This is a genomic window from Enterococcus sp. DIV1067f (assembly GCF_050543505.1).
Classification (GTDB): Bacteria; Bacillota; Bacilli; order Lactobacillales; family Enterococcaceae; genus Enterococcus_D; species Enterococcus_D entomosocium.
Genome location: NZ_CP172940.1, coordinates 1,256,895 through 1,280,829, shown reverse-complemented (window position 1 = coordinate 1,280,829; position 23,935 = coordinate 1,256,895). Strand labels below are relative to the sequence as shown.

General features: G+C 41.7%; 18 protein-coding genes and 1 riboswitch. Of the genes, 1 reads left to right on the top strand and 17 read right to left on the bottom strand.

The window, feature by feature from the left end; translation table 11 throughout:
• Nucleotides 1-76: 76 nt before the first annotated feature.
• Nucleotides 77-769, bottom strand: coding sequence for a hypothetical protein (locus tag IGJ42_RS06015; RefSeq protein ID WP_005236777.1), 693 nt, complete (start codon nucleotides 767-769; stop codon nucleotides 77-79).
• A gap of 231 nt (nucleotides 770-1,000) precedes the next feature.
• A riboswitch (Fluoride riboswitch) is annotated at nucleotides 1,001-1,073 on the top strand.
• A 94-nt stretch (nucleotides 1,074-1,167) separates the two neighbouring features.
• Between IGJ42_RS06015 and IGJ42_RS06010 the strand changes: the two genes are divergently transcribed.
• Nucleotides 1,168-2,379 carry a chloride channel protein gene (locus IGJ42_RS06010; protein ID WP_008379710.1) on the top strand — a complete coding sequence of 404 codons (1,212 nt, stop codon included), beginning with the start codon at nucleotides 1,168-1,170 and terminating at the stop codon, nucleotides 2,377-2,379.
• Nucleotides 2,380-2,441: 62 nt separating this feature from the next.
• On the opposite strand, the gene efp is transcribed toward IGJ42_RS06010, so the two are convergent.
• The 16 genes from efp to pflB all read right to left on the bottom strand — a co-directional run bounded on the left by efp (nucleotide 2,442) and on the right by pflB (nucleotide 23,895).
• Nucleotides 2,442-3,002, bottom strand: a complete 561-nt coding sequence (gene efp, locus IGJ42_RS06005) for an elongation factor P (RefSeq protein ID WP_005229668.1) — start codon at nucleotides 3,000-3,002, stop codon at nucleotides 2,442-2,444.
• 74 nt (nucleotides 3,003-3,076) lie between these two features.
• Nucleotides 3,077-4,015: a cation diffusion facilitator family transporter gene (locus IGJ42_RS06000; RefSeq protein WP_034872243.1), complete on the bottom strand. Its 939-nt coding sequence runs from the start codon at nucleotides 4,013-4,015 to the stop codon at nucleotides 3,077-3,079.
• Between the two features lie 104 nt (nucleotides 4,016-4,119).
• Nucleotides 4,120-4,689, bottom strand: a complete 570-nt coding sequence (locus IGJ42_RS05995; RefSeq protein ID WP_005236782.1) for a DUF2179 domain-containing protein — start codon at nucleotides 4,687-4,689, stop codon at nucleotides 4,120-4,122.
• 362 nt (nucleotides 4,690-5,051) lie between these two features.
• Entirely contained in the window at nucleotides 5,052-8,051 is a 3,000-nt protein-coding gene (locus IGJ42_RS05990) for a WxL domain-containing protein (protein ID WP_422705340.1), read from the bottom strand.
• Between the two features lie 409 nt (nucleotides 8,052-8,460).
• On the bottom strand, nucleotides 8,461-9,222 hold the full coding sequence (locus IGJ42_RS05985) for a hypothetical protein (RefSeq protein ID WP_005236785.1): 762 nt from the start codon (nucleotides 9,220-9,222) through the stop codon (nucleotides 8,461-8,463).
• Between the two features lie 81 nt (nucleotides 9,223-9,303).
• Complete coding sequence (locus tag IGJ42_RS05980) at nucleotides 9,304-11,757, bottom strand: glycogen/starch/alpha-glucan phosphorylase (RefSeq protein ID WP_086332234.1); 2,454 nt, start codon at nucleotides 11,755-11,757, stop codon at nucleotides 9,304-9,306.
• Between the two features lie 117 nt (nucleotides 11,758-11,874).
• Nucleotides 11,875-13,308 (bottom strand): glycogen synthase GlgA, encoded by a 1,434-nt coding sequence (gene glgA, locus IGJ42_RS05975; RefSeq protein WP_086332233.1) that lies wholly within the window; start codon nucleotides 13,306-13,308, stop codon nucleotides 11,875-11,877.
• Nucleotides 13,305-14,456 carry a glucose-1-phosphate adenylyltransferase subunit GlgD gene (glgD, locus tag IGJ42_RS05970; RefSeq protein ID WP_016613233.1) on the bottom strand — a complete coding sequence of 384 codons (1,152 nt, stop codon included), beginning with the start codon at nucleotides 14,454-14,456 and terminating at the stop codon, nucleotides 13,305-13,307. The genes glgA and glgD overlap by 4 nt, the downstream gene beginning before the upstream one ends.
• The gene (locus IGJ42_RS05965; RefSeq protein ID WP_016613232.1) at nucleotides 14,446-15,588 is read right to left on the bottom strand and encodes a glucose-1-phosphate adenylyltransferase; all 1,143 of its coding nucleotides are present in this window, start codon (nucleotides 15,586-15,588) and stop codon (nucleotides 14,446-14,448) included. Before IGJ42_RS05965 ends, glgD begins: the two co-directional genes overlap by 11 nt.
• Nucleotides 15,589-15,630: 42 nt before the next feature.
• Nucleotides 15,631-17,565 carry a 1,4-alpha-glucan branching protein GlgB gene (glgB, locus tag IGJ42_RS05960; RefSeq protein ID WP_086332232.1) on the bottom strand — a complete coding sequence of 645 codons (1,935 nt, stop codon included), beginning with the start codon at nucleotides 17,563-17,565 and terminating at the stop codon, nucleotides 15,631-15,633.
• 174 nt (nucleotides 17,566-17,739) lie between these two features.
• Nucleotides 17,740-18,147 (bottom strand): hypothetical protein, encoded by a 408-nt coding sequence (locus IGJ42_RS05955; protein WP_086332231.1) that lies wholly within the window; start codon nucleotides 18,145-18,147, stop codon nucleotides 17,740-17,742.
• Between the two features lie 94 nt (nucleotides 18,148-18,241).
• Nucleotides 18,242-18,688: a hypothetical protein gene (locus IGJ42_RS05950; RefSeq protein WP_005236794.1), complete on the bottom strand. Its 447-nt coding sequence runs from the start codon at nucleotides 18,686-18,688 to the stop codon at nucleotides 18,242-18,244.
• Between the two features lie 196 nt (nucleotides 18,689-18,884).
• Entirely contained in the window at nucleotides 18,885-19,694 is an 810-nt protein-coding gene (locus IGJ42_RS05945) for a DUF1803 domain-containing protein (protein ID WP_034872210.1), read from the bottom strand.
• 88 nt (nucleotides 19,695-19,782) lie between these two features.
• On the bottom strand, nucleotides 19,783-20,712 hold the full coding sequence (locus IGJ42_RS05940) for a manganese-dependent inorganic pyrophosphatase (protein WP_008379685.1): 930 nt from the start codon (nucleotides 20,710-20,712) through the stop codon (nucleotides 19,783-19,785).
• Between the two features lie 94 nt (nucleotides 20,713-20,806).
• On the bottom strand, nucleotides 20,807-21,562 hold the full coding sequence (gene pflA / locus IGJ42_RS05935) for a pyruvate formate-lyase-activating protein (protein ID WP_008379682.1): 756 nt from the start codon (nucleotides 21,560-21,562) through the stop codon (nucleotides 20,807-20,809).
• Between the two features lie 104 nt (nucleotides 21,563-21,666).
• Nucleotides 21,667-23,895 (bottom strand): formate C-acetyltransferase, encoded by a 2,229-nt coding sequence (pflB, locus tag IGJ42_RS05930; protein ID WP_008379680.1) that lies wholly within the window; start codon nucleotides 23,893-23,895, stop codon nucleotides 21,667-21,669.
• Nucleotides 23,896-23,935: the final 40 nt, after the last annotated feature.

Genomic DNA, 23,935 nt, shown 5'->3' with positions numbered 1-23,935 from the left:
TGCAAAAAACTACCTGCGCACGGAAGTTTCCTTCTTGAGGGAGCTTTCTTTCGTGACTTAGGTAGTTTTTTTATCGTTATTCATTCCTATTCGGTAACGCCCATTGGGTTTGACTTTTCCCAAATTCTTTCGGGATCACAGAATCAACGGATTGATATTCGAGGGTTTCTTGGGACTTTGGAATCGTAATTGCCGTTAAATAGTTGTTGGTTTCGGAATAGAAACCAATTGTTTCAAAGGAAGGATCAGTCAAATGGTATTGAACCCCCTGCAGTTTAGCAGTTGTTTCCTCATCCACAAAAGTCGGTTGATAGCGAGCATAGTAAACCTGGGCGCCCATTTTAAAATATACGGAGTTATGAGCAGAACCAAGAAATTCAATCGCCCGTTCCACCGGTATTGCTTGATAGATTCCTAAAGTTTCAATCGCTTCATTGCTTTGGATGCGCTGATAAATTGCTGTAGTATCAGATTCGTAATATTTATAGCCTAGAAACATCTTTTCGCGATCTCGGATATTCGGTGTGATCAGCGCATTATACGTTTTGAATTCACCATACACTTGATCCCCAATAAAAAAACCTAATAGACACGTAACGACTATGCCGCCAAGCAATAGCGTCACTTTTGGGTTGCGGTTTTCTCGATAAAGCAGAACCATCAGGAACCCTAATAACGCAATCAGACCAACTACCATGAGAATTGGTAGGATCACATAATAAAAACGCTCACTTTGCAGCCATTTTTCGCTCGTCATAAATGCAACCATTTTTTATTCCTCTTCGATTCCTCACTACTCACTGTCTTACCCTTGGTAAAACAGTAGAAGGATCGTCCTTTCATCCCTTTTCATGCCAATTATCCTCAAGGCGCTCAATTCCCATATAAGTTCTTATGAGATTAATTTTACCATAACTATGTAGAAAAGATAAGTGTTAGATGAATTGCTTTTCACAACAAACATCCATTGACAAAAGGAGGGTTTTATCAGATAATATTGATGCTAATCGGGAATGAATGTCTCCCTCAGTTCTTACTGAAACCGCAATTTTGCTAATGACTTCTACCACTTTTTTTAGTGTGTAGCAGTCATTTTTTTATTTTCACTAGGTCGTCGTATTTGCAGGAGCATTGTTCCTATATTCTTTTTAAAGGATCGTGATAGAAATGATGAAACAAAAAACAACTAATTGGGAACTGACTGCTTTAGGTGTGGTCAGTCTGGTTATTGGCGTATTCGCTGGAGCCGTCGACACCTTCTTTGGGAAGATCCTACTTTCCTTAAGCGCCTTTCGTGATAGTCATTTTTTGCCCTTGATTCTCTTTTTACCCATTATCGGCATTTGTTTTACTTACCTGTTCCAAAAGTACGGTGACCGAAGTCCTCAGGGAATGAATTTAGTGTTTTTAGTCGGACATGAAGAAGAAAAAGACATTCCGTTGCGCTTGATTCCTTTTGTAATGGTGGGAACCTGGCTGACGCATTTATTTGGAGGAAGCGCTGGCAGAGAAGGGGTTGCGGTTCAGTTAGGTGCCACCATCGCCAATCGCTTAGGAAAATGGCTGCGACTAGAAAAGTACGCCAGCACCCTGATCATGATTGGGATGGCTGCGGGATTTGCTGGTTTATTTGAAACCCCGATCGCTGCGACGTTCTTCGCACTGGAGGTACTTGTCATCGGTAAATTCAGTCATCATGCACTCTTACCAACTTTGCTGGCTGCTTTCACTGCTAGTACGACTTCTCAATTGTTAGGATTAGAAAAATTTAGTTTTGCTTTGTCACCTTCCCCCGATTTGACTTTGGCTGTTTTTCTGAAATTACTTTTGATTGGCTTACTATTTGGTATTGTTGGTGGCAGCTTTGCGGGATTATTAGAAACGATGAAACGGATCATGAAACGACGCTTTCCTCATCCTCTCTGGCGCATCGGCATCGGTTCACTCGTGCTAGTCTTACTTTTTGTCCTTTTGTATCATGGTCGTTATTCAGGTTTAGGAACGAATTTGATCAGCGCTAGTTTCACGAATCAACCAATCTATTCTTATGACTGGCTGCTTAAGATGGTGTTAACTGTACTGACTATCAGTATTGGTTTTTTGGGCGGAGAAGTCACCCCTTTGTTTGCGATCGGCGCCTCTTTGGGCGTCGTGCTGGCACCGCTCTTCGGACTGCCTATCGAACTGGTGGCAGCCCTAGGCTATGCCAGTGTCTTTGGCAGTGCTACTAGCACTTTATTTGCACCGATCTTTATCGGTGGGGAAGTCTTTGGCTTTGAAAATCTGCCCTTGTTTGTGATCGTCTGCTCCGTCGCCTACTTTATCAGTAAACCCTATAGTATTTATCCCTTACAAAAATCATTGGCAGACGGGAAATGATTCACTTTTGATCCCTCCTCCAGAGCAAAAGAAAAAACCGCGAACAAGTCGCGGTTTTTTTCTTATTTCGCACGTTTTAAGTAGGTACCTTCAGCTGTATTGATTTCTAGCATTTCGCCTTCTTCAACAAAGTCAGGAACATTGACAACTAAGCCCGTTTCCATCGTTGCTGGCTTGCCTGAACCAGTCACAGTCGCCCCTTTGATCGACGGCTGTGTTTCAACAACCTTTAAGATTACGCTTGATGGTAGTTGAACGCCGATTACTTCGCTGCCGAAGAATTGGATTTTTACTTCCATGTTTTCAAGAATAAATTTCATTTCTTCTTCTACCACTTCAACTGGAATTTCATATTGTTCATAGGTTTCCAGATCCATGAAGAATGCTGTATCATCCATTGTGTATAGATATTGTACAGCTTTCGTATCAATATGCGCTTTTTCAAATTTTTCTTCTGGACGGAAGGTTGTATCATAAGTCGAACCAGTCCGAACGTCCCGTAATTTCATACGCATAACCGTATTTCCCTTACCTGGTTTGTGATGGCTAGCATCTAATACTTTGATAAGTTTGCCGTCTTGAACGAATGTCATTCCAGCTCTTAAGTCACTTGCATTGATCATAATTTTGAAATCTCCTTCACTATGTGATAATCCTTGTCTATTGTATCAAAAAAAGCTGCTTTATTCTAGCTAAATCAGTGGGAAGGTCGCACAAGTTTGCGCCGTTTCTCCATATAGTGAGGGTCATACTCATCTGTCTCAATATAAATATAGACTTTTTTATCTGCCATCTGGTGTCGAATCTCGGCTTCAATCTCATTAATGATCTCATAGCCGACCTCTTCTTGTTTCGAGGCAATATCAACTTTTGCCGCAATCAAAATTTCTGATGGTCCTAAATGCACCGTTTTAACATCAATCAAGCGATCAACATCTGGCCGTTCAAATGCTCTTTTGATCACTGCTAGATCCCGTTTTGTGACACTTTCGCCAATCAGTAGACTGTAAAATTCGCGGGCTAAGAAAATGGCTGCTACCATCAATAAAAGACCAATCAATAAACCACTGAAGGCATCAAAAAATGCGTTACCCGTAATCATGGTTAAAATCGTACCAAATAGTGCGATCATTAGGCCGATCATTGCACAAAAGTCTTCTGTGAAAATGATCAGAATCTCACTATGCCGACTTTCTTTCAAAAAACGATAGATTGGTTGACGTTCCACATTCAGTTCGCGGATCTCCTTGATCGCGATCCACAACGAACTTCCTTCAACGATCATCCCGAAAATCAAAATAGCGATCACCAACCAAGCGTTACCAACTTCATGGGCAGGATGCAGCAGCTTTTCTACCGCTTCCATCACACCGAGTGCGCCCCCACCAAAGAAGAGCATCATCGCAACGATCGTGCTAAAAAAATATTTCGCCCGACCTTCTCCAAACTGATGCAGTTCACTTTGGCCCTTTGTTGCCCGTTTATCCCCGATCAATAAAAAGATTTGATTGCTACAATCCACGACACTATGAATGCTTTCATTCAACATGGCTGCACTGCCACTTAGTGCATAACCGACAAACTTACTAATAGCCACCAAAATATTTGAGATCAGGGCAGCGATGACCGCCATCATACCATTTGCTTTCTTTTCCACACCTTACGCTTCCTCTCATCAATAAATTCCCTGTCTTTTACTCTGCTATTCTTCTCAAATGAATCACGGCTGACTGAGTTTCTTCAATCAACAGGTGCTTGTTTTTTCAACTTTGCTTCTCGGCGACTGATTTTTTTGGTCCAAAATCCACCTGAGATATACTTGGGTTCATAGCTGATGATAAACGCTCGTTCTTCCACCGCTTTGATGGTTTGATAGAGCTTTTTCTCACTTTTTCTTTGGGAAAGAATCTCTAAAATCAGTCGTGGCCCTTCTAAGCCTTCTCCATAACTTTGTGTAACTCCGTAGCCTTCTTGTCGTAAGATCTTAGGCAAACTTTTTTCCTCATCCGTATTACTAGGTAGGATCACTGTGACCATTGTATAGCCCAGAGCCAGCTTATCTTCGATTTTGATACCAATACTGACTCCTGCAGCATAACCTAATGCATAGAATAAGAGATTCAGCGGGTTATCCAAACGATCCAATACCATAGATAAGCCTAAAATATAGATCGTGATTTCGATCATACTCACTAATGGGGCAATCACGCGATACCCTTTCATTGTCAATAAAAATCGCAGTGTGTTCAATGTAACATAGGCGAGATTGATAAAGAAAATCATCGCCAGCATTTGTAGATCAACTTCCATCTTTGATTCCCCCTTGTTCTTAGCATATCAAAAGGCAAGAGAAAATTAAAATATTTGAGCAGGATTTAATTACTAAAATAGCTAAATAAAATTTATACTGGGGAAGATATAGTGCTTAAGTGATTTCATTGATCACTACCATGTCATGATTTTACTCATTGATCCATTGCCTGTGGTTTCACTCTCTTCTATTGATCGAAAAGCATATCCACCAAAGTGGAAAAAGCAGTTTAAACCACCGCTCGTCTGTTTCAGACAAAAAAGAAGTCCAATGGCAAATGGACTTCTTTTTGTCTGATCAACTTTTACAGTGTTCGATCATATTCACGATTGCAGAACATACTTACTTGTTTTCCAAGGGGTTATTCGTCAGCACCAGGTACGAAACTCAGCTCCCAATGGATGGTTCCTTGATAACTTGTTGCTTGCGGCCTCGCGCCAATAGGGATTTCCAGCTCGACACTTTTTTGCATGGTATCCTCGTTTCCATAGCGTTGAATCCAAGTTCCCGCCCCTTGCTTTTCATTGGCACGTGCAATCACTTGGTTCTGCGGTCCCAGCTCGATTGCATCAAAGTAGTCTGGTGCTTCAGAGGGATTTTCTCTAGAGGTAACCATTTCAATATTCGTCAAATGCACACTCGCTCCTTTTAAGTGGTGCTTAAACGCTTCCGTGCTAACGAACCCTTCCTCTGATAATCGGGCACTCAAGGTCCAGCCCTTTTGAAGAAATCGACGATCGGAAACCTGAATGTAGTTTGGTCGTTCGGTTGATTCATGATCATCCACTAAAGAAATTCGTTGCGGACGCGCCGGATAGCGGCTTGTCGACGAGCGAATCGGTACTGTACCAAAATCGAATTGTGAAACAAAGTCTATACTGATAAACCCGCGATTTTCTGGTATCAAGGGTGGATTTTCAGGTAGAATCGGTTGATCAGGATCAAGGGGATCTTTTGGGTCTACGTCACCAATGGGTTCCACAGTGGTTGATGCTTCTGCCCATTTGCCATCAAGAAATGCCTGAGCGGTGACCACCTCACCTTGAGTAAAATACTGGAAAGGTTCTAAATCAGATAGATCAAGTAAATAATGCCCGTTTTCATCCGCTTGGGTGTGAAAATACGTGCTATTGCCAGCACTATCGACTGTCGTTTCAAGCGTCGGTTCTGGCATCAGTCCCTCTCTTTGGAATCGAAGGTAGCTACCAGGATTGGCGGTTCCCGAAATCGTATAGGCATTAGGTAAGGTTCTATCTTCTGTCAAAGGATCGATGGTCACCGTGACGTCTGGTATGTTCTCAAACAATAGCCGTTGCGAACGAGAAGCAAACTGCGCGGCAAACCCTCGACTTGTTTCCTCATTTAGCGAAGATACATTGGTCACATTGGTATTGGTTCCTGAAATCGCCGCAGTCATGGACAAAATCGGTTGCCACTGAAAATCAACTGTCTCTCCTGTATTTCCATGCCGCCACTGGCGAATCGCCTGATTCTTTGCAGTGATTCCTCCCCCTTCAATTAGACCATTTGTGGTGGTCGTTATGGCGCGGGTTCTTTGCAAATTGACACGCTTGGCATCGTCGATCGTCAATCTTGCGGGATTGTTGGCACCGGTAAAGAAAAGTAGCCGTTGGACAGCTTGTGGGCTGTCCGAACGAATATCTAAGGTAGCATCTTTGCCCACGTTGAGATTGCCAGTCGTGCCAGAGAAGTGGAAGATATTTGCGGTTGTATTTTGATTTGTTGCTTCAACCTCTAAGGTGCTGCTGTCTTCTAAGGTGACATGCGTATTGGCACTTAACCAGAAAATATGACTGTACAACGTTCGGTTTGCAGCAGCAACCGACAAGCGACTTTTTTCCATTAAGCGAATATCATGGGGCGTGCCTGATGTGATGACTGCTGGGCTGTTGTTTTGTGTATTTAGTGTCAATTCCGCGCCTTTTCCTAACTCAATGCGTCCATTGCCAGCGACAAAGCGAATATTAGCACCGCCTGCTTCACCAGCTGAACCGTTGGCATTTAATGATAGTCGGGCATTATCCCCTAATACGAGACGCGCATTTATATTATAAAAATCAAGATTTCCTGAGCTGATCGTCGACATTTCGACGTTTGCTCCCTCACGAAGCTCGATTTGGTTGATTTCAAAATTCGCTTGGGTGTTCGAGTGAATCATCCAAGAAGCATTGAAGTCTGATGTATATCTAGGCGTTTGGTGTGAAACCGAATGTCCAGAAAAGCTGGCTCGAGAGTGCAACCCGTAAAACAACTGATTGCCCGTATGGTTGAGATTGTGGTACCGAATGATTGAACGCTGCTGATTTGACATGTTCAAATCATGGTATTCAATTGCCCCCCAAAAGTTTCCATGGTAGAGTTCCAAATTTTGCAAGGTAATGTCCCATGGGGAATCAGGATTGACACTGGAATCGCGGAAACAGATCGCTACGGCTCTAAGATCCATCTGAAAGGTGTCGAGACCATCGATGATTAACGTTCTTGAAACTCTCGAGGCATTGATATAAACATAGGCTAATCCGCCATTAGGATTGGCACTGCTGCTCCAGCCGTCAATTCCCGTAATGCCTAAACGAGGATTATCGTTCGTTTGAAAACTGGCTGTCAAATAAATATAATTGACCGTCGGATCGACCATTGCAGCCATAAATTCGACCCAGTTAGCAACCCCTCTCTTTTTTACGTCGTCGCCTAACAGATATAGATTGCCAGGATCTGACTCTGATTCGTCAGGAATCTGGCTTTCTATTTCCTTCTCTTTTGGTAATTGATCCTCTTTGTCCTCTTGATCGAATTGATCAGTGGAGTCACTCGAATCGGTTAGCGCATCCTCTTGTGTATCCGTAGGGTTTGTCTCCCGTGCTTCCTTTATTTCAAGTATTATCATTGATTCTGCTACTTCAAATGGAAACGCCCCTGCTGTATCAACTACCAATGGAACCAAAAAATCACTTCTAGGGATATCAGTCGTTAGTTTCCAACCATTCTCTTCAGTGGTTGACGTAATTTTGACTCCCTTTGGCAACTTCTCTTCAACAAAAACTGCAGATTGCGGCAACCGGATCGCTATTTCACTAATGGGACGGCCCGTATGAAACGCAACTAGTAACATGTCTCCTACAGTCCCGGCTTTCGTTGATTCATCAAAATAAATGGCAACTTTTTCCTCAGCCTCTTTCTCTCGTATCGGTTCGAATGGGTCACTCGCAACCGTTTCTTCCTCCAGCTGTGCAGCAAAGAAAATGTTTGAAGAAAACACACTCATGGTTGAAAAAAAGTAGAGTCCTCCAAGTAAACCAATAATGATGGTGAAATATACCTTTCTCTTTTTCTTGTTCATTTGTTGATGCCCCACCTTTCAGCGTATCTTTCCCTTGAAATCGATCATGGATCAGTCCTTCCCAAAGAGCAGCTTTAACCATCAGGACGCTTGCTTCCTTTTTTCAATTACGGCTGATCAGAAAACCACAATCCTGCCATCGATTTTAAATGACAAAAGAAATCGCCAATTAAAATAACAAACATTATAAATAACGATGGTTTTGATCGTTTCACTTTATTCTATAGCCCACGCTATTGCTTAGTAAAATCAGAATATTCCTCAGTCGGTGAAAAATGTAATTCGACTAAGTATTTTGTGAAATCGGCAGTTTCAGCACACAAAAAAAACAGCTAGATGTTCGCCATCTAGCTGAAATCATTCATCGTTATGCTCAAAGGACTACTTCTATTAAAAGTAACTGTCTCTGCTATTTAGAACGAAAATAGCCATTTGAAGATTCTGCTTGTTGATCGTCTTCAATCATTCCTTTTAATGATCGATCTAAAACGGACCGTTTTTTCTCACCATTTTTTTTATTGTTGGCTCGAAACTCGCTGCGTGTCATCCCAACAGAGGGGTGGCGATTGAATTTTTTGACGGTTGGATCGCTTTCTTCTTTGACTTGATAAGCTGCTGGTTCAGTGTCAAATAACAAATAACTTTCTTGTTTTTTTGCCATTGCATCCATCAAATCGTTCGGCGTAATTTCAGGTTTTTGCTCATCTGGAATAATTGATGCAGGAATATATTTAGGCACGAAGTAAGAGCGTCCCGAATATTCTTTTTTTGAAGAAACAGGAACCTCAGCTTTTTCCTTCTTACTAGTCACTTGATAAGAAGAATGGTTCGCTTCTTTGCCAAAAAAATTGGTTTTTCCTGTCGGCATCTGCTCTTTCACCGGACGTTTTCCGTACTGAGGCAAGTTGGCACGGTGATTGGCAAGCTCTTCTTTTTGACGAACATTGTGCCCTCGATCGCGTTGGCTGGACTGCACTTTACGCTGCAAAGATTGATTTTCTTCCTTGTGAGAATGACTCACGGGATCTTTGATTTCGGTTAAAATCCAATCATCTGCTTTACTGAATGCGGGGCGATGCTCGGATTGAAGCTTCACACCGTCTGTATCATCATAAGCAGGAAAACGGAAGTGTTTTCGTTTCACATCTAAATAATTTGCCACTGTACTCATCCTCTTACATGCATTTTTTTCATCATACCACAAATAAAAGAGAATTTCACGAAAGACTGCGCCATTTCAACCGAAGTCGCTTCAATTGTCTCCCCTTGGAGGCACTGACTCCGTCAAGCTTGCCGCATTTGGTTCTTTGATATGGGCAAATAATGGATCGATCTGCCAAATATCTGCTGCATAATTTCGCACCGTTTCATCCGCCGAAAACTTCCCAGCATTCGCAATATTCATTAGACTGATTTTTTGCCAGCGATGAGTATCTTGATAAGCAATATCCACCCGATGCTGTGCATCACAATAGGCGTGGAAATCTCTTAATAAAAAGTACTCATCATTGTATTTCAAAAGTGAATCAAAAATCTCGCGGCCTTCTACTTGAATATTGGGGATTGTCCCGTCAATAAAGGCATTGACTACACGTTGCAATAGTGGATCTGACTCATAATACGCATAGGCAGAATAATTACGCTGGGCGTAATACTGATACACTTCTTCTTCGGTTAGCCCAAAGATCGCGATGTTTTCATCACCGATTGCATCTCGAATCTCAATATTGGCACCATCTAAAGTGGCGATCGTTACTGCCCCATTTAGCATCAACTTCATATTACTTGTCCCTGAAGCTTCTTTGGAGGCCAATGATATTTGTTCACTGACATCCGCTGCTGGGATAATTTTTTCTGCTAAAGAAACGTTGTAATTTTCTAAAAAAACAACCTTGATTTTATCATTGATGGTTTCATCATGATTGATCAGATTCGCCACTTCATTGATGACTTTAATGATCGATTTTGCGTAGTGATAGCTTGGTGCGGCTTTGGCACCAAAGAGAAAGACTCTTGGATGAAACGCAGCAGTTGGTTCGTCTTTGACCTCAAAGTAGAGCTTTAGAATATGCATAAGATTTAGTAATTGTCGTTTGTATGCATGCAGACGCTTGATCTGCACATCAAATATTGCCGTCGGATCTACTGTGATGCCCGTTGCTTTTTGAATGTACTGTGCCAGTGCACGCTTGTTACTCATTTTTGCGTCGGCAATTTGTTGGAGAACAGTTTCGTCCTCATAATAGTTTTTGAGTAGTTGCAGGTCTAATGGATCATTGCGCCAGCTTGTACCGATGGACTGATCCAATACTTTGGCTAACGGTTGATTGGCTAGCTGAAGCCAACGCCGTTGCGCGATGCCGTTGGTCTTATTGTTGAAACGGGCCGGATAAATAAGATAAAAGTCATGGAGTACCACTGATTTTAGTAAATCAGAATGGAGCTTGGCTACCCCATTGACACTGTGGCTGCCGATGATCGCGAGATGTGCCATATGGACTTGATCATCAATAATGATTCGTGTCCGTTCCAGTAACGCTTGCGGATGGACCCCTTGCATCGTTTCCACAAAACGGCGATCAATTTCTTTGATGATCTGATCCATTCTCGGCAAAACTTCTTCAATCATGCGCACGGGCCATTTTTCTAAGGCTTCCGCCATGATTGTATGGTTCGTATAACTCATGACTTTCACGGTGATCGCCCACGCTTGTTCCCAAGCAAGACCTTCTTCATCAACTAAAATGCGCATCAGTTCTGGGACACAAAGGGCTGGGTGCGTGTCGTTGATATGGATTGCTACTCGTTCACTGAGCATTGCTAAAGGCAGATTCGATTTTTTATAATAGCGAATGATACTTTGAATGCCTGCAGAAACAAAAAAGTATTCTTGCATCAATCGTGTGCGTTTGCCGATCTCGTTTGAGTCATCTGGATATAAAACAGCAGTCAAATTTTCTAAAGCTTGCCGTGATTCCAATGTCGCATAATGCGCCTCATCTTCAGCAGGTACTTCGACACTCCACAAGCGCAGTGTGTTGATGTGTTGATTCTGATAGCCAACCATCGCGGTGTCATACGGAACTGCCCGCCAGGTAAAGCCACCTTCATAGACCGGTGCTAGTTTTCCGTCCTCTCCCGTAACGAGATAGACCTGGCCCCCGAAACGAATAGGCACCGCCTTGCTTTCTTTGCGGACTTCCCAAACATTTCCCGAACGCAACCAGTCATCGGGCAACTCTACTTGATGGCCGTCAATAAATTTTTGTTTAAATAATCCGTAGCGATAGCGGATCCCATTGCCATTTCCTGGCAAACCTAAAGAAGCCAATGAATCCATAAAACAAGACGCTAAGCGACCGAGGCCCCCGTTGCCTAAAGCCATGTCTTTTTCCGTCTCTGCAACATCGTCAAGTGAAACCCCTAACTCTTCAAAAACGGCTTCCGCTTGCTCCAACAACTGCATATTTAACAGATTACTCTTTAACATTTTGCCGGGTAAAAATTCGATTGAAAAATAATATGCTTGTTTTTGATCCTCCAACAAGAGATTTTTTCTGGTCTGGCGCCAGTCTTCTGAATACACTTGCTTCACCACATTGGCTAGTGCCTGAAACAATTCCTGCGGCGATGCTTCATCGATCTCTATCGCAAACAGTTCGTGCACGTTGGTTTCTAACAGATCACGCAATCGTTCTTTTGTCATAGGGTTACACTCCTTTATGCTAACCGTTTATAAAAAAGAAGAATTCTTGCCGCCAGAATGGCTAGTCATACAACTAGCCGCTCTGTTGCAGACAAGGATTCTTCTGTCTTAAAACAATCAAACTTTGATATTATTATACAACTCAACATAAAGATCTGAGCTTTGATTCCAGCTAAAATCTTTTTTCATTGCTTGCTTGACTAATGCCGTCCATGTTGTCGGATCCGATTCATATAATTCAATCCCCTGTTTTAAGGCATTCATCAAGTAAAAAGGTGAAAACTCTTGGAAGCCAAAGCCAGTTCCTTGTTTCGTGATCGGATTATAGGAATCCACCGTATCTTTCAAGCCACCGATTTCATGAACGATCGGTAATGTACCATAACGCATCGCGATCATCTGCGATAGTCCACATGGTTCAAAAGCCGAAGGCATCAAGAAGAGATCCGCTGCTGCGTATAACTTTTGCGCCAGTGCAATATCAAAAGAAATCGCGGCAGCACATTTGTCAGGATATTTCTGCGCAAAGTAGCGAAAGCCTTCTTCAAAATCATGCTCACCGGTTCCCAATAGGATAAACTGGACATCAAACTGCAAGAGGTTTTCCATTTCTTCAAGAACTAAATGGAACCCCTTTTGAGTGGTCAAACGACTAACAACGGAAATCAGCGGAACCTCTTTACGAGTTGGCAAGCCAAACTGTTCTTGTAGCGCTCGCTTGTTTTTAGCTTTTCCTGATAAATCCTCGACACTGAAAGGATAGTCCAAATGAGGATCGGTTTCTGGATCATTCATTTCATAATCAATTCCATTCAAGATACCGCTTAGCTTGCCACTTTCCATGCGTAAAATGACTTCAAGACCACAACCAAACTCAGCTGTTTTGATTTCTTCACTATAGGAAGGACTGACGGTCGTGATGCGGTCCGCATACAAGATTCCTGCTTTCATAAAGTTCAAGCAATCGTTTAAACGCAAGGTTCCATCATCATATCTTTCCGTACCCATCCCAAAAAGATCCGGTAAAATATCGCGACTATACCACCCTTGAAACCCAATGTTATGGATCGTCAAAACGGTGCGTATGTTTTGATACGCTTGGATCCAATGATATTTTTCTTTGATCAAGAACGGAATCATCGCCGTATGGTAATCATTGACATGTACGACGTCTGGAATAAATTCAATGCGTTCCATCATTTCGATCACGGCTAATTGGAAGAAAGCAAAGCGTTCCCCATCATCATAAAAATCATAGAGCCGTTCGCGACCAAAATAGTAGAGATTGTCTATGAAATAATAAGTCACAGCGCCTAGAACTAATTTTTTGATCCCACAATATTGCTTGCGCCAGCCGACCGCCACTTCAAAGGAAAAACATTCTTCCATTTGGTCTTGGTATTCGGCAGGCATTTTCGTGAAATAAGGTAAGACGACAACTGTCTCGACGCCTTTTTTGACCAACTCTTTTGGCAATGCACCTGCAACATCCCCTAACCCGCCTGTTTTAAAAAACGGAGCGCACTCTGCTGCTGTAAACAAAACCTTCATGCGCTTGCTCCTCCGATTACATCTTCTGTCACATGAGAATTCTTCTTAATGACAATCGGCGTTTCTTTGGTTCCCTGCACTTTTACACCTTCTGCGATGGTTACATTTTTATCTAAGATTGCATAAGAGACTTCGGCACCTGCTTTGATTTCGTTATTTCCGAAAATGATCGCGCCTTTGACTTTTGCCTCAGGATGGATTTTCGTACGGCGAGCAACCAGTGACTGCTCGACAGAGCCTTCAACGATGCAACCAGAAGCAAAGTGGCTATTTTTCACCTCAGACGTTTCCGAATAATAGGTTGGTACTTCATTCTTCAATTTGGTATAGATTTTTTGATTCGAATAAAGCAATGAGGTGAATTTATGCACATCTAGCATGTCCATATTTGTTTGATAATAAGAAGAGATATCATAAATGTTACTTAAGTAACCAGTGTACTCATATAGGCCAGTGTTCTCCACAGAGATCATCTCTCGTAAAAATTGACCGAGATCTGCCGTTGCGCCAACTTTTTGCCCTTCTTTAAGAGCCGCGATCAGACGATCCGTTTGAATGATAAAAATATCCGTACACAAGTTGACTAGGGAGCCAACTTCCCCTTTTTTCGCTTGGATCGCTTCTTCTAAGTGTCCTTCACTGTCAACATTAAACAACAAGTCACTTTCAGAAACATTGTCACTGCCGATGCGTTTATACACCACAGTCATTTCATTGCCTTGTAGTTGATGAATTTTCAGCAAAGCACGCAAATCGATGTTGCATAAGATTTTGCTGCCCATAAATACAGTGTGATCTGATTTTGATTTTTCCAAATAGTCAATGACGTTATAGTAGTACTCTTGCCCTTCGGCTTGCTTTTTCAATGAGTCTTGGAATAAGTGGATAAAGAACCGGTTTTGAACACCGTCCAAGTTCCACTCTTTTCCACCACCGATATGATCAAAAACTGACTGGGTCTCTCCTTCATTGAAAATCATGTAGACTTGTTTGATGTTGGCATTTTCAATACTTGAAAGATTGAAATCCAGCAAGCGATATTTGCAGTCAAACAACAAGGTCGACAGCGGACGATTCTCCGTTAATGGCATCAAGTCTTGGTATCGCTGTAGGTTCCCTAAAATTGCACACATTTTATTAGTTCTCATCAATCGTCACCCCTAAAATTTCAGAATAGCCGACTACGGCAATTTCGTCTGTTCCATCGATCTCTGCGTCGTCACCAATCACTGCATTTTCCCCAACGATCACACGATTTAATTTGACATTTCTACCAATCACCGCTCCAGGCATGATCACGCTATCTTTGATAGTCGAGCCTTCTTTCACTTGCACGTTCTCTGATAAAATACTGTGCTCGATCTCCCCAGCAACATAGCAGCCGTCCATCACAAGCGAATTTTTAGCAGCACCGGTTTCAGTTACAAAGTGCGGTGGTGCGATTGGGTTTTTGGAGAACACTTGCCAGCTTTTATCCCGGATATTCAACTCCATGGCTGGATCAATAAATTCCATGTTGGCTTCCCACAATGAATCGATCGTTCCTACGTCTTTCCAATAGCCAGAGAAGCGATAGGCAAAAACGTTGTCGCCGCTTTCTAGATAAGAAGGAATGACATGTTTCCCAAAATCGACCATTTCGCCGTCTTTTGTGTAGTTACTCAATAGCATACTGCGTAGACGACTCCAATCAAATATATAGATCCCCATCGAAGCAAGATTGCTTTTTGGTTCGGCTGGTTTTTCATCAAATTCGATGATGCGGTCATTTTTATCAGTATTCATGATCCCGAAACGAGAAGCATCTTTCATCGGAACTTCGAGAACTGCAACCGTCAATGAAGCATCATTTTCTTTGTGTTTTTCCAGCATTTCTTCGTAATCCATTTTGTAGATATGGTCGCCGGACAAAATCAAGACATATTGCGGGTCCATCTCATCGATATAGGCGATGTTTTGATAGATGGCATGGGCAGTTCCCTCAAACCATTTTTCGCCTTCTGAATTTGAATATGGCTGTAAAATCGTCACACCGGTACTGATTCCATCCAATCCCCAACTGGCACCATTGCCGATATGGTTGTTCAGTGCTAAAGGTTGGTACTGCGTGACTACACCCACATTTTTGATTCCAGAATTGACACAATTACTCAACGTGAAATCGATGATCCGATACCTGCCGCCAAACGGAACTGCTGGCTTGGCAATATTTTTTGTTAGTTTCCCTAAACGAGTCCCTTGTCCTCCTGCGAGGATCATTGCTAACATTTCTGTTTTCATTTTGTTTGGTGATCTACTCACCGTTCCCCCTCTACTCTTTTTTTATGCTTTCTTTACTGCTTTTTTACGAGTCATTTTGATTTTTTCTGGTTTGATAATCAAAGCCCCAAGTGCAGGCAAAATTGTTTTGATTTGATAGTCGTATTGTTTAAAAGGGGCATTACTGGTCTGGCAGTCTTGGTTATTAGCCACCCAAGTTCCACCAAATACATCCCGTTCAGTGTTTAAAATCTCTCGATACGTTCCTTCGTATGGCACGCCGATCGCAAAATCGTGACGCTCCACTGGTGTCAGATTGACAACAACGATCAAGAAATCTTTTTTCGTTTTTCCTTGTCGTAAGAAAGTCAATGTCGTTTCATCTAAGTTGTCTGCATCGATCACCATCAATGAATCTTCTTGATCATCCAATTCCCAAAGGGCTCTTTCTTCTTTGTATAGTTCATTCAAGGTCTGGGTGAAGAATTGCATTTTTGCATTTAATGTGTCGTTTAAATCGCCCCATTCAAGTCCATGATCATATTTCCATTCTAAAAACTGTCCCCATTCACTACCCATGAATAACAGTTTTTTCCCTGGATGCATCATCATGTACGTATAGAGATTTCGTAGTTGTGAAAACTGTTTGTAGCGGTCCCCCCACATTTTATGCATCAAACTTTTTTTACCATGAACGACTTCATCATGAGAAAGTGGTAAGATATAATTTTCTTGCATCCGATACATGAAAGAGAAAGAAAGCAGATTTAAATGATCTTTACGGAAAATCGGGTCCATTTCATAAAAACGCAGGACATCGTTCATCCAGCCCATATTCCATTTATAATCAAATCCTAAGGCGCCTTCTTCGACCATTCCTGTTATTTTGGTTTCAGACGTACTTTCTTCTGCAATCATGACCACTGCTGGATGGGCTAACTTGATAACAGAATTAAGCTTCTGTAAAAAGTAATAGCCTTCAAAGTTGCGATTGCCCCCTTCGTGATTTGGTTCCCATGGACCTTCATCATAATCTCGATAGATCATGTTGGAAACGGCATCTACCCGAATACCATCAATATGATAAAATTCGATCCAGAACAAGGCACTTGAGATCAGAAAGCTTTGGACTTGTGGTTTGCCGAGATCAAAGTTGATCGCACCCCAGCGAACATTTTTGGCACGGTTTTCATCCATGTATTCAAATGTCGGCGTGCCGTCATAATAAGCTAGGCTGTCATCATTGACACAAAAATGTCCTGGTACCCAATCAACAAAGACACCAATATTTTCTAAATGGCATGCCTCTACAAAGTCTTGAAATTCTTCTGGTGTCCCATAATAGGAACTGAGCGCAAAATAACCTGTCAGCTGATAGCCCCACGAGGTACCTAATGGATGTTCCATCAAAGGCATAAATTCAATATGGGTATAACCCATTTTTTTCACATAAGGAATAAGTTCATCTTTTAATTCAGAGAAGCGATAAGGGGTGCCGTCTTCGTGATGCTTCCACGAGCTGGCATGAACTTCATAAATATTTAGAGGTCGATTAAATGTTTTCTGTCTTTTTTTGCGGCCTTGCCATAGTCCATCCCGCCATTTTTTTTGTGGGATCGAATGCAACACGGCAGCAGTTCCTGGTCGAGCTTCGAAATGGACAGCAAAAGGATCAATCTTCAATACTTCTCGTCCATTTGCTTGTTTGACTTTGTATTTGTAAAGCTGTCCTTCTTTTACTTGGTTGGTCTCAATCTCCCAGACCCCAGATTCTGCCCTTTTATTCATTGGCAAAGTGTCTGTCCATTGGTTGAAATCACCAACCAGCCAAACTTGTTGAGCGTTTGGTGCCCAAACACGAAACACATAGCCATCATCCGCTTGATGGGCTCCTAAGAAATGTTGGACATAAAAATTTTCACCGCTCAGAAAGTCCTTTTCTGCAGTCAGTACCTGTTGTTTGGTAACCACTCTCTCATCAGTCCTCCTTCGACTCATCTTGATCGCTTATTCTTTAACGATCGATCATTGTCCCATTTTTTAATAGAGAAGCATTTGCAATCAAACGATCTCTACTGTTAGCATAGCATAAAATAAAATTCTAGTAACCTAATAACCCTATGATACGAACGAATTATTCAGGACAGAAAAAAACAGCTTGAACGTATCTGTTCAACCTGTTTCAGCTCTACTTTTTAGCTTTTGGAAAATGAAGTATGTGACTACACTTAACTGAAACAAATTTGCCAAAACCAGGATGAAAACAACCATCACCGGAAATGTCTCAGTTAATTCAACATATGCCAGCAGTGTCCCAAATGCAGAAGAGGCGGAGCAAAAACACCAGAATCGAAACCCGTAAAAACTCGTCACTACGGTATAAAGACTAATAATCCCCAATAAGAAAAGCTGAGTAAATCGGTCAAATACCGTATCGGTATAATAAATTTCACCTAACATTACTTGGATCGTACCAAAACTAGTTGGTACTTTATAAAGCGTCAGCAATGCACCGATCAAACTGAATGCACCAATCAAAAGATGACTGCCAGCTAAGCTGATTCGAATGTTTAGTTTCACGCGTCCTTCACAACCTTCAATCTTCGATCCTTTTACGAAAACAACTGCTTCTACAGCCGTTTCCCTTCTTCGCTAGAGCCGAAATCACCTTCAATTATTTTGCTTGCCAAAGCTCTTTTACTTGCCCATCGGTGTAAACTTTATAGGCTTTATTTACTGCCAAGGACTTGTCTGCGTGACCAATTAAGTAATAATTGCCATCACAGTCAAACTCTCCCTCACTCAATAATTTATAACTCGTTAATGGACCATCTGCCATTTTTTTCGCCAAATAACGAAGGGCATTCGCGGGATTCACTAAATAGTTTTGATTCACTAGCCAATCAATAACCACTGAAACGATCGTATTTGCCCCAAATCGTTCCTTTTGCTTTAATGCGAGAATGAGATCTCCATCAGAAAAACGCGTTTCATCGATCCCCGCATTTGTAATTGCTTGCCGTGCCGCTTCTATCTCTGACATTGATACGAATGTAATCATTTCTGCTTTCGTTTTATTCCGTTCCAACTGTTCAAAATCAACCGTTTTATATCCTTCCATTTTTATATCCCCTTTCAACGTTCTAAAATCATCATATCATCCAGAAATCAAATCTCCAAACAAAACGATCGTTATATTTTAATTTTTATTCATCAAATTATCATTTTAGCGAACAAGAAAAAAAGCTATTAGAATAACATCTAACAGCTTTGTAATATTCAGAAATTTAAAACAAATAACATAATTATTAGAAATCTCAATTATCATTGAAAAAAAACGTGTTGTATGAACCTGCTTTTTTCGCTAAGTGAGCGAGCACTGATCGTTGCAAGAAAATATCCTTTTCAGCAGATGGATAACGGCCGTTTTTTAGATTATCACAATTTATTTCTTCCAGCAAGAAATCTAGCTCGGAACTAACGATTTTCAACTGTTGAAGCGATTCTAGAAAAATACTCGGACGCACTTTTTTGTTTTTACGGATACGTTCAAAGATGACACTTACTTGATCTAAGTAATAGACCGGATCGACATCGCCGATCAAATCCATTAGTTCGTCATAAACCGATAGATTTTGCAGCTGGCGATTTGCTTCAAAAAAAGCCGGCAGCGTTGGTGGCCATGGCGCTTCTGCGTATGAGATCATCTGAAAACTTTCATGGGCCAAGGAATAAACAATCCCCTGCTCCACCTCCTGCAAACAACCATAGAAGTATTTATTTTCATTACTTAATGTCGCAAAGTTTTTGAGAAAACCAGCGATTTCTTGTGTTGACCAATCAAGGGCATCTTGATAAAAACCGTCACTTTCTTGCAGCTGCTTTTGATCTTCTTCAGTATAAACAGGAAAACCTAAAAAATAGCGTCGATTTTGGCGGATGATCAAAGCTGATGCGATCAGACGGTCAAGGGTTTTATCAAATGACACCTCTGGAAACTTCGCTTTTAGCTCTCGTAGTGTCGGCGGTTCCTGACAGCTTAAAAGCACATGAACCAAATCATGGAATTCAGAAGATGCCAGGATCGGTTGCAACGAACGATAATGGGGACTATAAAAAAATTTCACTGTGTGTACTCCTTATTAAAAAAATCATGAAAAATGCTGGCTTGATCTACCAAAACAGATCTCACCAGCACTCTGACATTTATCCTTATTATCCTTCGAAAACCGCTGTTAATTGAGGAACGATTTGTTTTTTACGAGAAACAACGCCAGGTAAAAAGGCACGATGGTTCGTTAATGTCGTTTCAAACGCTGCTTCTACTGGGGCAATTGGTTCACCAACAACTAATAGCTCAGAATTACTGTCTAAGATATCAGTAGCAACAAGCAAGAACAAATCATAGCCATTTGCTGACATTGATTCTTTCATGGCAGCTTCCAATTCTGCTTGACGGTCAAAGACCTCTTTTAGGTCGACTGTATTGACTTGTCCGATACGGATGTTTTTCCCGCCCATTGGGAAGCTTTTTGCATCAAGATCCAGCAATTCTGCGGCTGATTTCGTTCCAAGATTTGTGCCGGCTTTCAACATATCCAATCCGTATGCTTCCAGTTCAACACCTGCTAAAACCGCTAATTCTTTTGCTGCCGCTACATCTTCATCGGTACATGTTGGCGATTTGAACAACAATGTATCGGAGATGATCGCTGAAAGCATGATTCCTGCGATCGCTTTTGGAATTTCCACTTGATTTTCTTTGTATAACTTCAATACGATCGTACTGGTACAACCAACAGGTTCTGCACGATAATACAACGGATTGGCTGTCTCAAAGTTAGCAATACGGTGATGATCAACCACTGCCAACACTGTAACATCAGCGATATCTGCCGCACTTTGCTGAAACTCATTGTGATCCACCAGCATTACTTCTTGTGTTTCCTTAGTTACTGAATCGATTACACGAGGAGCAGCCAGGCTAAAGGTGTCTAGTGCAAATTGTGTTTCTTCATTCGGTGTACCTAGCGCCACCGCTTCACAGTCTTTCCCAAGTTGATTTTGTAAGTTTGCAAAGGCAATCGCTGCACCAATAGCGTCGGTATCAGGATTTTGGTGACCGAATACTAATATTTTCGACATTTCTTCATCGCTCCTATTTCAATTGATATTCACTTTCTAATCATAGTAAAAAAACAGGAAAGAAGCAATAGCAATCTCTTCTTTCCTGTTTTGATCAACGGGTTAAGTAGCCTTTATAGTCATCTACATGGAGCAAACGTTTGGCATTTTTCACCCGATCTTCGGTTGGTGGTTCGATCCCTTCAAGGGGATATTTCAAGCCTAGCTCATCCCACTTGTATTTCCCCATCGTGTGATAAGGTAAGATCTCAACTTTATCGACATTCTTCAACGTCTTGATAAATTCATCCAAACGGATCAAGAAGTCATCATAATCGCTTCTAAAAGGAACCAGCACATGACGAATCCAGACGGGCTGATTGATCTCTGAAAGATAATTTGCCATATCCAAAATATTATCATTGGATTGGGTGGTCAGCTCTTTATGGGCTTTGTTATCGATATGTTTGATATCAAACAACAGCAAATCAGTCACAGTCATCAACTCTTGAAACTTACTGAAAAAAGGCTCTTCTCGTGTAAATGGTTTTCCGCAAGTGTCCAGTGTTGTGCTGACCCCTTCTGCTTTGGCTTTGCGAAACAGATCGATCAGAAAGTCCATTTGAAGTAACGGTTCCCCACCACTAACGGTGATCCCACCTTTTTGTCCCCAGAATTCGCGATATTTCAACGCCTCTTCTAAGACGTCATCAGTCGTTCGTTCGATACCCGTGCCAATCTTCCAAGTATCTGGATTATGACAAAACTGGCAACGCATGCGGCATCCTTGCATGAATACAATAAAACGGATACCTGGTCCATCTACTGATCCAAAACTTTCTGTTGAATGTACTTGTCCTGTTACTGCCATAATGCTCTTCCTTTCTTCGAAACGACGGATAACCATGCTCCGTCTGATACTCTCAAAACAAGAGGCGGCGGATTTTCCCGTCCGCCGCCTGAAGTTGTTGCTTATTACATTGCTTCGTGCATTGTACGAGCAATGACATCATCTTGTTGTTCTTTGGTTAATTTAATGAAGTTAACCGCATAACCAGAAACCCGAATCGTTAATTGTGGGTATTTTTCTGGGTGAGCTTGCGCATCAAGTAATGTATCACGGTTAAATACGTTGATATTTAAGTGGTGACCACCTTTTGCTGCATAGCCATCTAGCATTGTTGCTAGGTTTTCTTGTTGTGTCTCATCGTCACGACCTAATGCTTTAGGTACGATTGAGAAGGTGTTTGAAATACCATCTAATGAGTAATCATATGGTAATTTCGCAACTGACGAAAGACTTGCTAATGCACCATGCGTATCGCGGCCATGCATTGGGTTTGCACCTGGAGCAAATGGTGCACCTGCACGACGTCCATCAGGCGTGTTCCCTGTTTTCTTCCCATAAACCACATTAGAAGTGATTGTAAGGATCGAAGTTGTATGTTTTGCATCACGATATGTTTTTGTGCGTTTTACTTTCTTCATGAAAGCTTTCAACAAGTTGACTGCGATATCATCTACACGGTCATCATTGTTTCCGTATTTAGGATAATCGCCTTCGATTTCGTAATCTTCAACAATGCCGTTTTCATCACGAATCGTACGAACTTTGGCATATTTAATCGCTGATAATGAATCAACTGCAACAGAGAAACCAGCGATACCAGTAGCCATCGTACGTAGAATATCTGTATCTTGGAGCGCCATTTCAATGCGTTCATAAGAATATTTGTCATGCATGTAATGAATGATGTTCAATGTGTTCACATACAGATCACAAATCCAGTCCATCATTGTGTCATATTTTTCCATTACTTCGTTGTAATCCAAGTATTCAGAAGTAATTGGTTGGAATTTTGGTCCAACTTGTGCTTTTGATTTTTCATCGACCCCACCGTTGATTGCATACAACAATGTTTTCGCTAAGTTGGCACGAGCACCAAAGAATTGCATTTGTTTCCCGATGCGCATTGCGGATACACAACAAGCGATTCCGTAATCATCGCCCCAATGTCCACGCATCACATCATCGTTTTCATATTGAATCGCTGATGTTTGGATCGACATTTTCGCACAGAATGTTTTGAAGTTATGAGGCAAACGTGTTGACCATAAAACAGTCAAGTTTGGTTCTGGTGCTGGACCTAAGTTTGCTAGAGTGTGTAAGAAACGGAAGCTGTTTTTTGTTACCATGTGGCGTCCATCTTCACCCATACCAGCGATTGACTCAGTTACCCAAGTTGGGTCACCAGAGAACAATGCGTTGTAATCAGGCGTCCGAGCAAATTTCACAAGACGTAGTTTCATGACAAAATGGTCAACGATTTCTTGTGCTTCTTCTTCAGTGATCACGCCATTTTTTAAATCGCGTTCAACATAAATATCAAGGAAAGTTGACGTACGTCCCAATGACATTGCCGCACCATTTTGCTCTTTGATGGCTGCTAAGTAACCAAGATATAACCATTGGAATGCTTCTTTCGCCGTTTGAGCTGGTTTAGAAATATCAAATCCGTAAATGTTTCCTAATTCTTTCAATTCGCTTAAAGCGCGAATTTGTTCACTTAATTCTTCACGTTGGCGGATAATGTCTTCAGACATGGTTCCGTTTCCGCAATACAATAGGTCTTGTTGTTTTTCTTTGATCAAGAAATCCACTCCGTATAATGCAACACGACGGTAGTCACCAATGATCCGGCCACGGCCGTATGCATCAGGAAGACCTGTGATTACACCAGAACGACGAGCTGCTCTGATTTCAGGTGTATAGGCATCAAATACCCCTTGGTTATGTGTTTTACGGTAGTCGCGGAAAATGTGAGAAACTTCCGCATCGATTTCATAGCCGTAAGATTCTGCTGCTTGTTCTGACATGCGGATGCCGCCAAATGGTTGCAAGCTGCGTTTAAATGGTTTTTCCGTTTGGAAACCAACAACTGTTTCTAAGTTTTTGTCTAAGTAGCCAGGTCCATGAGAAGTAATCGTTGAAACGACTTTTGTATCCATATCCAATACGCCGCCAGCTTCACGCTCTTGCTTGTTCAGTTCCATGACTTGATCCCATAGCTTCGTCGTTGCTTCAGTAGCATCTGCTAGGAATTCATCTGTTCCGTCATAAGGTGTGTAGTTTTCTTGGATGAAGTCGCGTACGTTTACTTCTTCTTTCCAAGTTTTTCCTTTAAATCCATTCCATTGTTCCATCTGATGGACCTCCTTAAATTTTCTGTTCACTAATGTAACA

Bases quoted from the DNA above. Each gene is read 5' to 3' on its own strand.
- IGJ42_RS06015 (WP_005236777.1), bottom strand. From the start codon at position 769: ATGGTTGCATTTATGACGAGCGAAAAATGGCTGCAAAGTGAGCGTTTT.
- IGJ42_RS06010 (WP_008379710.1), top strand. From the start codon at position 1,168: ATGATGAAACAAAAAACAACTAATTGGGAACTGACTGCTTTAGGTGTG.
- efp (WP_005229668.1), bottom strand. From the start codon at position 3,002: ATGATCAATGCAAGTGACTTAAGAGCTGGAATGACATTCGTTCAAGAC.
- IGJ42_RS06000 (WP_034872243.1), bottom strand. From the start codon at position 4,015: ATGATGGCGGTCATCGCTGCCCTGATCTCAAATATTTTGGTGGCTATT.
- IGJ42_RS05995 (WP_005236782.1), bottom strand. From the start codon at position 4,689: ATGGAAGTTGATCTACAAATGCTGGCGATGATTTTCTTTATCAATCTC.
- IGJ42_RS05990 (WP_422705340.1), bottom strand. From the start codon at position 8,051: ATGAACAAGAAAAAGAGAAAGGTATATTTCACCATCATTATTGGTTTA.
- IGJ42_RS05985 (WP_005236785.1), bottom strand. From the start codon at position 9,222: ATGAGTACAGTGGCAAATTATTTAGATGTGAAACGAAAACACTTCCGT.
- IGJ42_RS05980 (WP_086332234.1), bottom strand. From the start codon at position 11,757: ATGACAAAAGAACGATTGCGTGATCTGTTAGAAACCAACGTGCACGAA.
- glgA (WP_086332233.1), bottom strand. From the start codon at position 13,308: ATGAAGGTTTTGTTTACAGCAGCAGAGTGCGCTCCGTTTTTTAAAACA.
- glgD (WP_016613233.1), bottom strand. From the start codon at position 14,456: ATGAGAACTAATAAAATGTGTGCAATTTTAGGGAACCTACAGCGATAC.
- IGJ42_RS05965 (WP_016613232.1), bottom strand. From the start codon at position 15,588: ATGAAAACAGAAATGTTAGCAATGATCCTCGCAGGAGGACAAGGGACT.
- glgB (WP_086332232.1), bottom strand. From the start codon at position 17,565: ATGAGTCGAAGGAGGACTGATGAGAGAGTGGTTACCAAACAACAGGTA.
- IGJ42_RS05950 (WP_005236794.1), bottom strand. From the start codon at position 18,688: ATGGAAGGATATAAAACGGTTGATTTTGAACAGTTGGAACGGAATAAA.
- IGJ42_RS05940 (WP_008379685.1), bottom strand. From the start codon at position 20,712: ATGTCGAAAATATTAGTATTCGGTCACCAAAATCCTGATACCGACGCT.
- pflA (WP_008379682.1), bottom strand. From the start codon at position 21,562: ATGGCAGTAACAGGACAAGTACATTCAACAGAAAGTTTTGGATCAGTA.
- pflB (WP_008379680.1), bottom strand. From the start codon at position 23,895: ATGGAACAATGGAATGGATTTAAAGGAAAAACTTGGAAAGAAGAAGTA.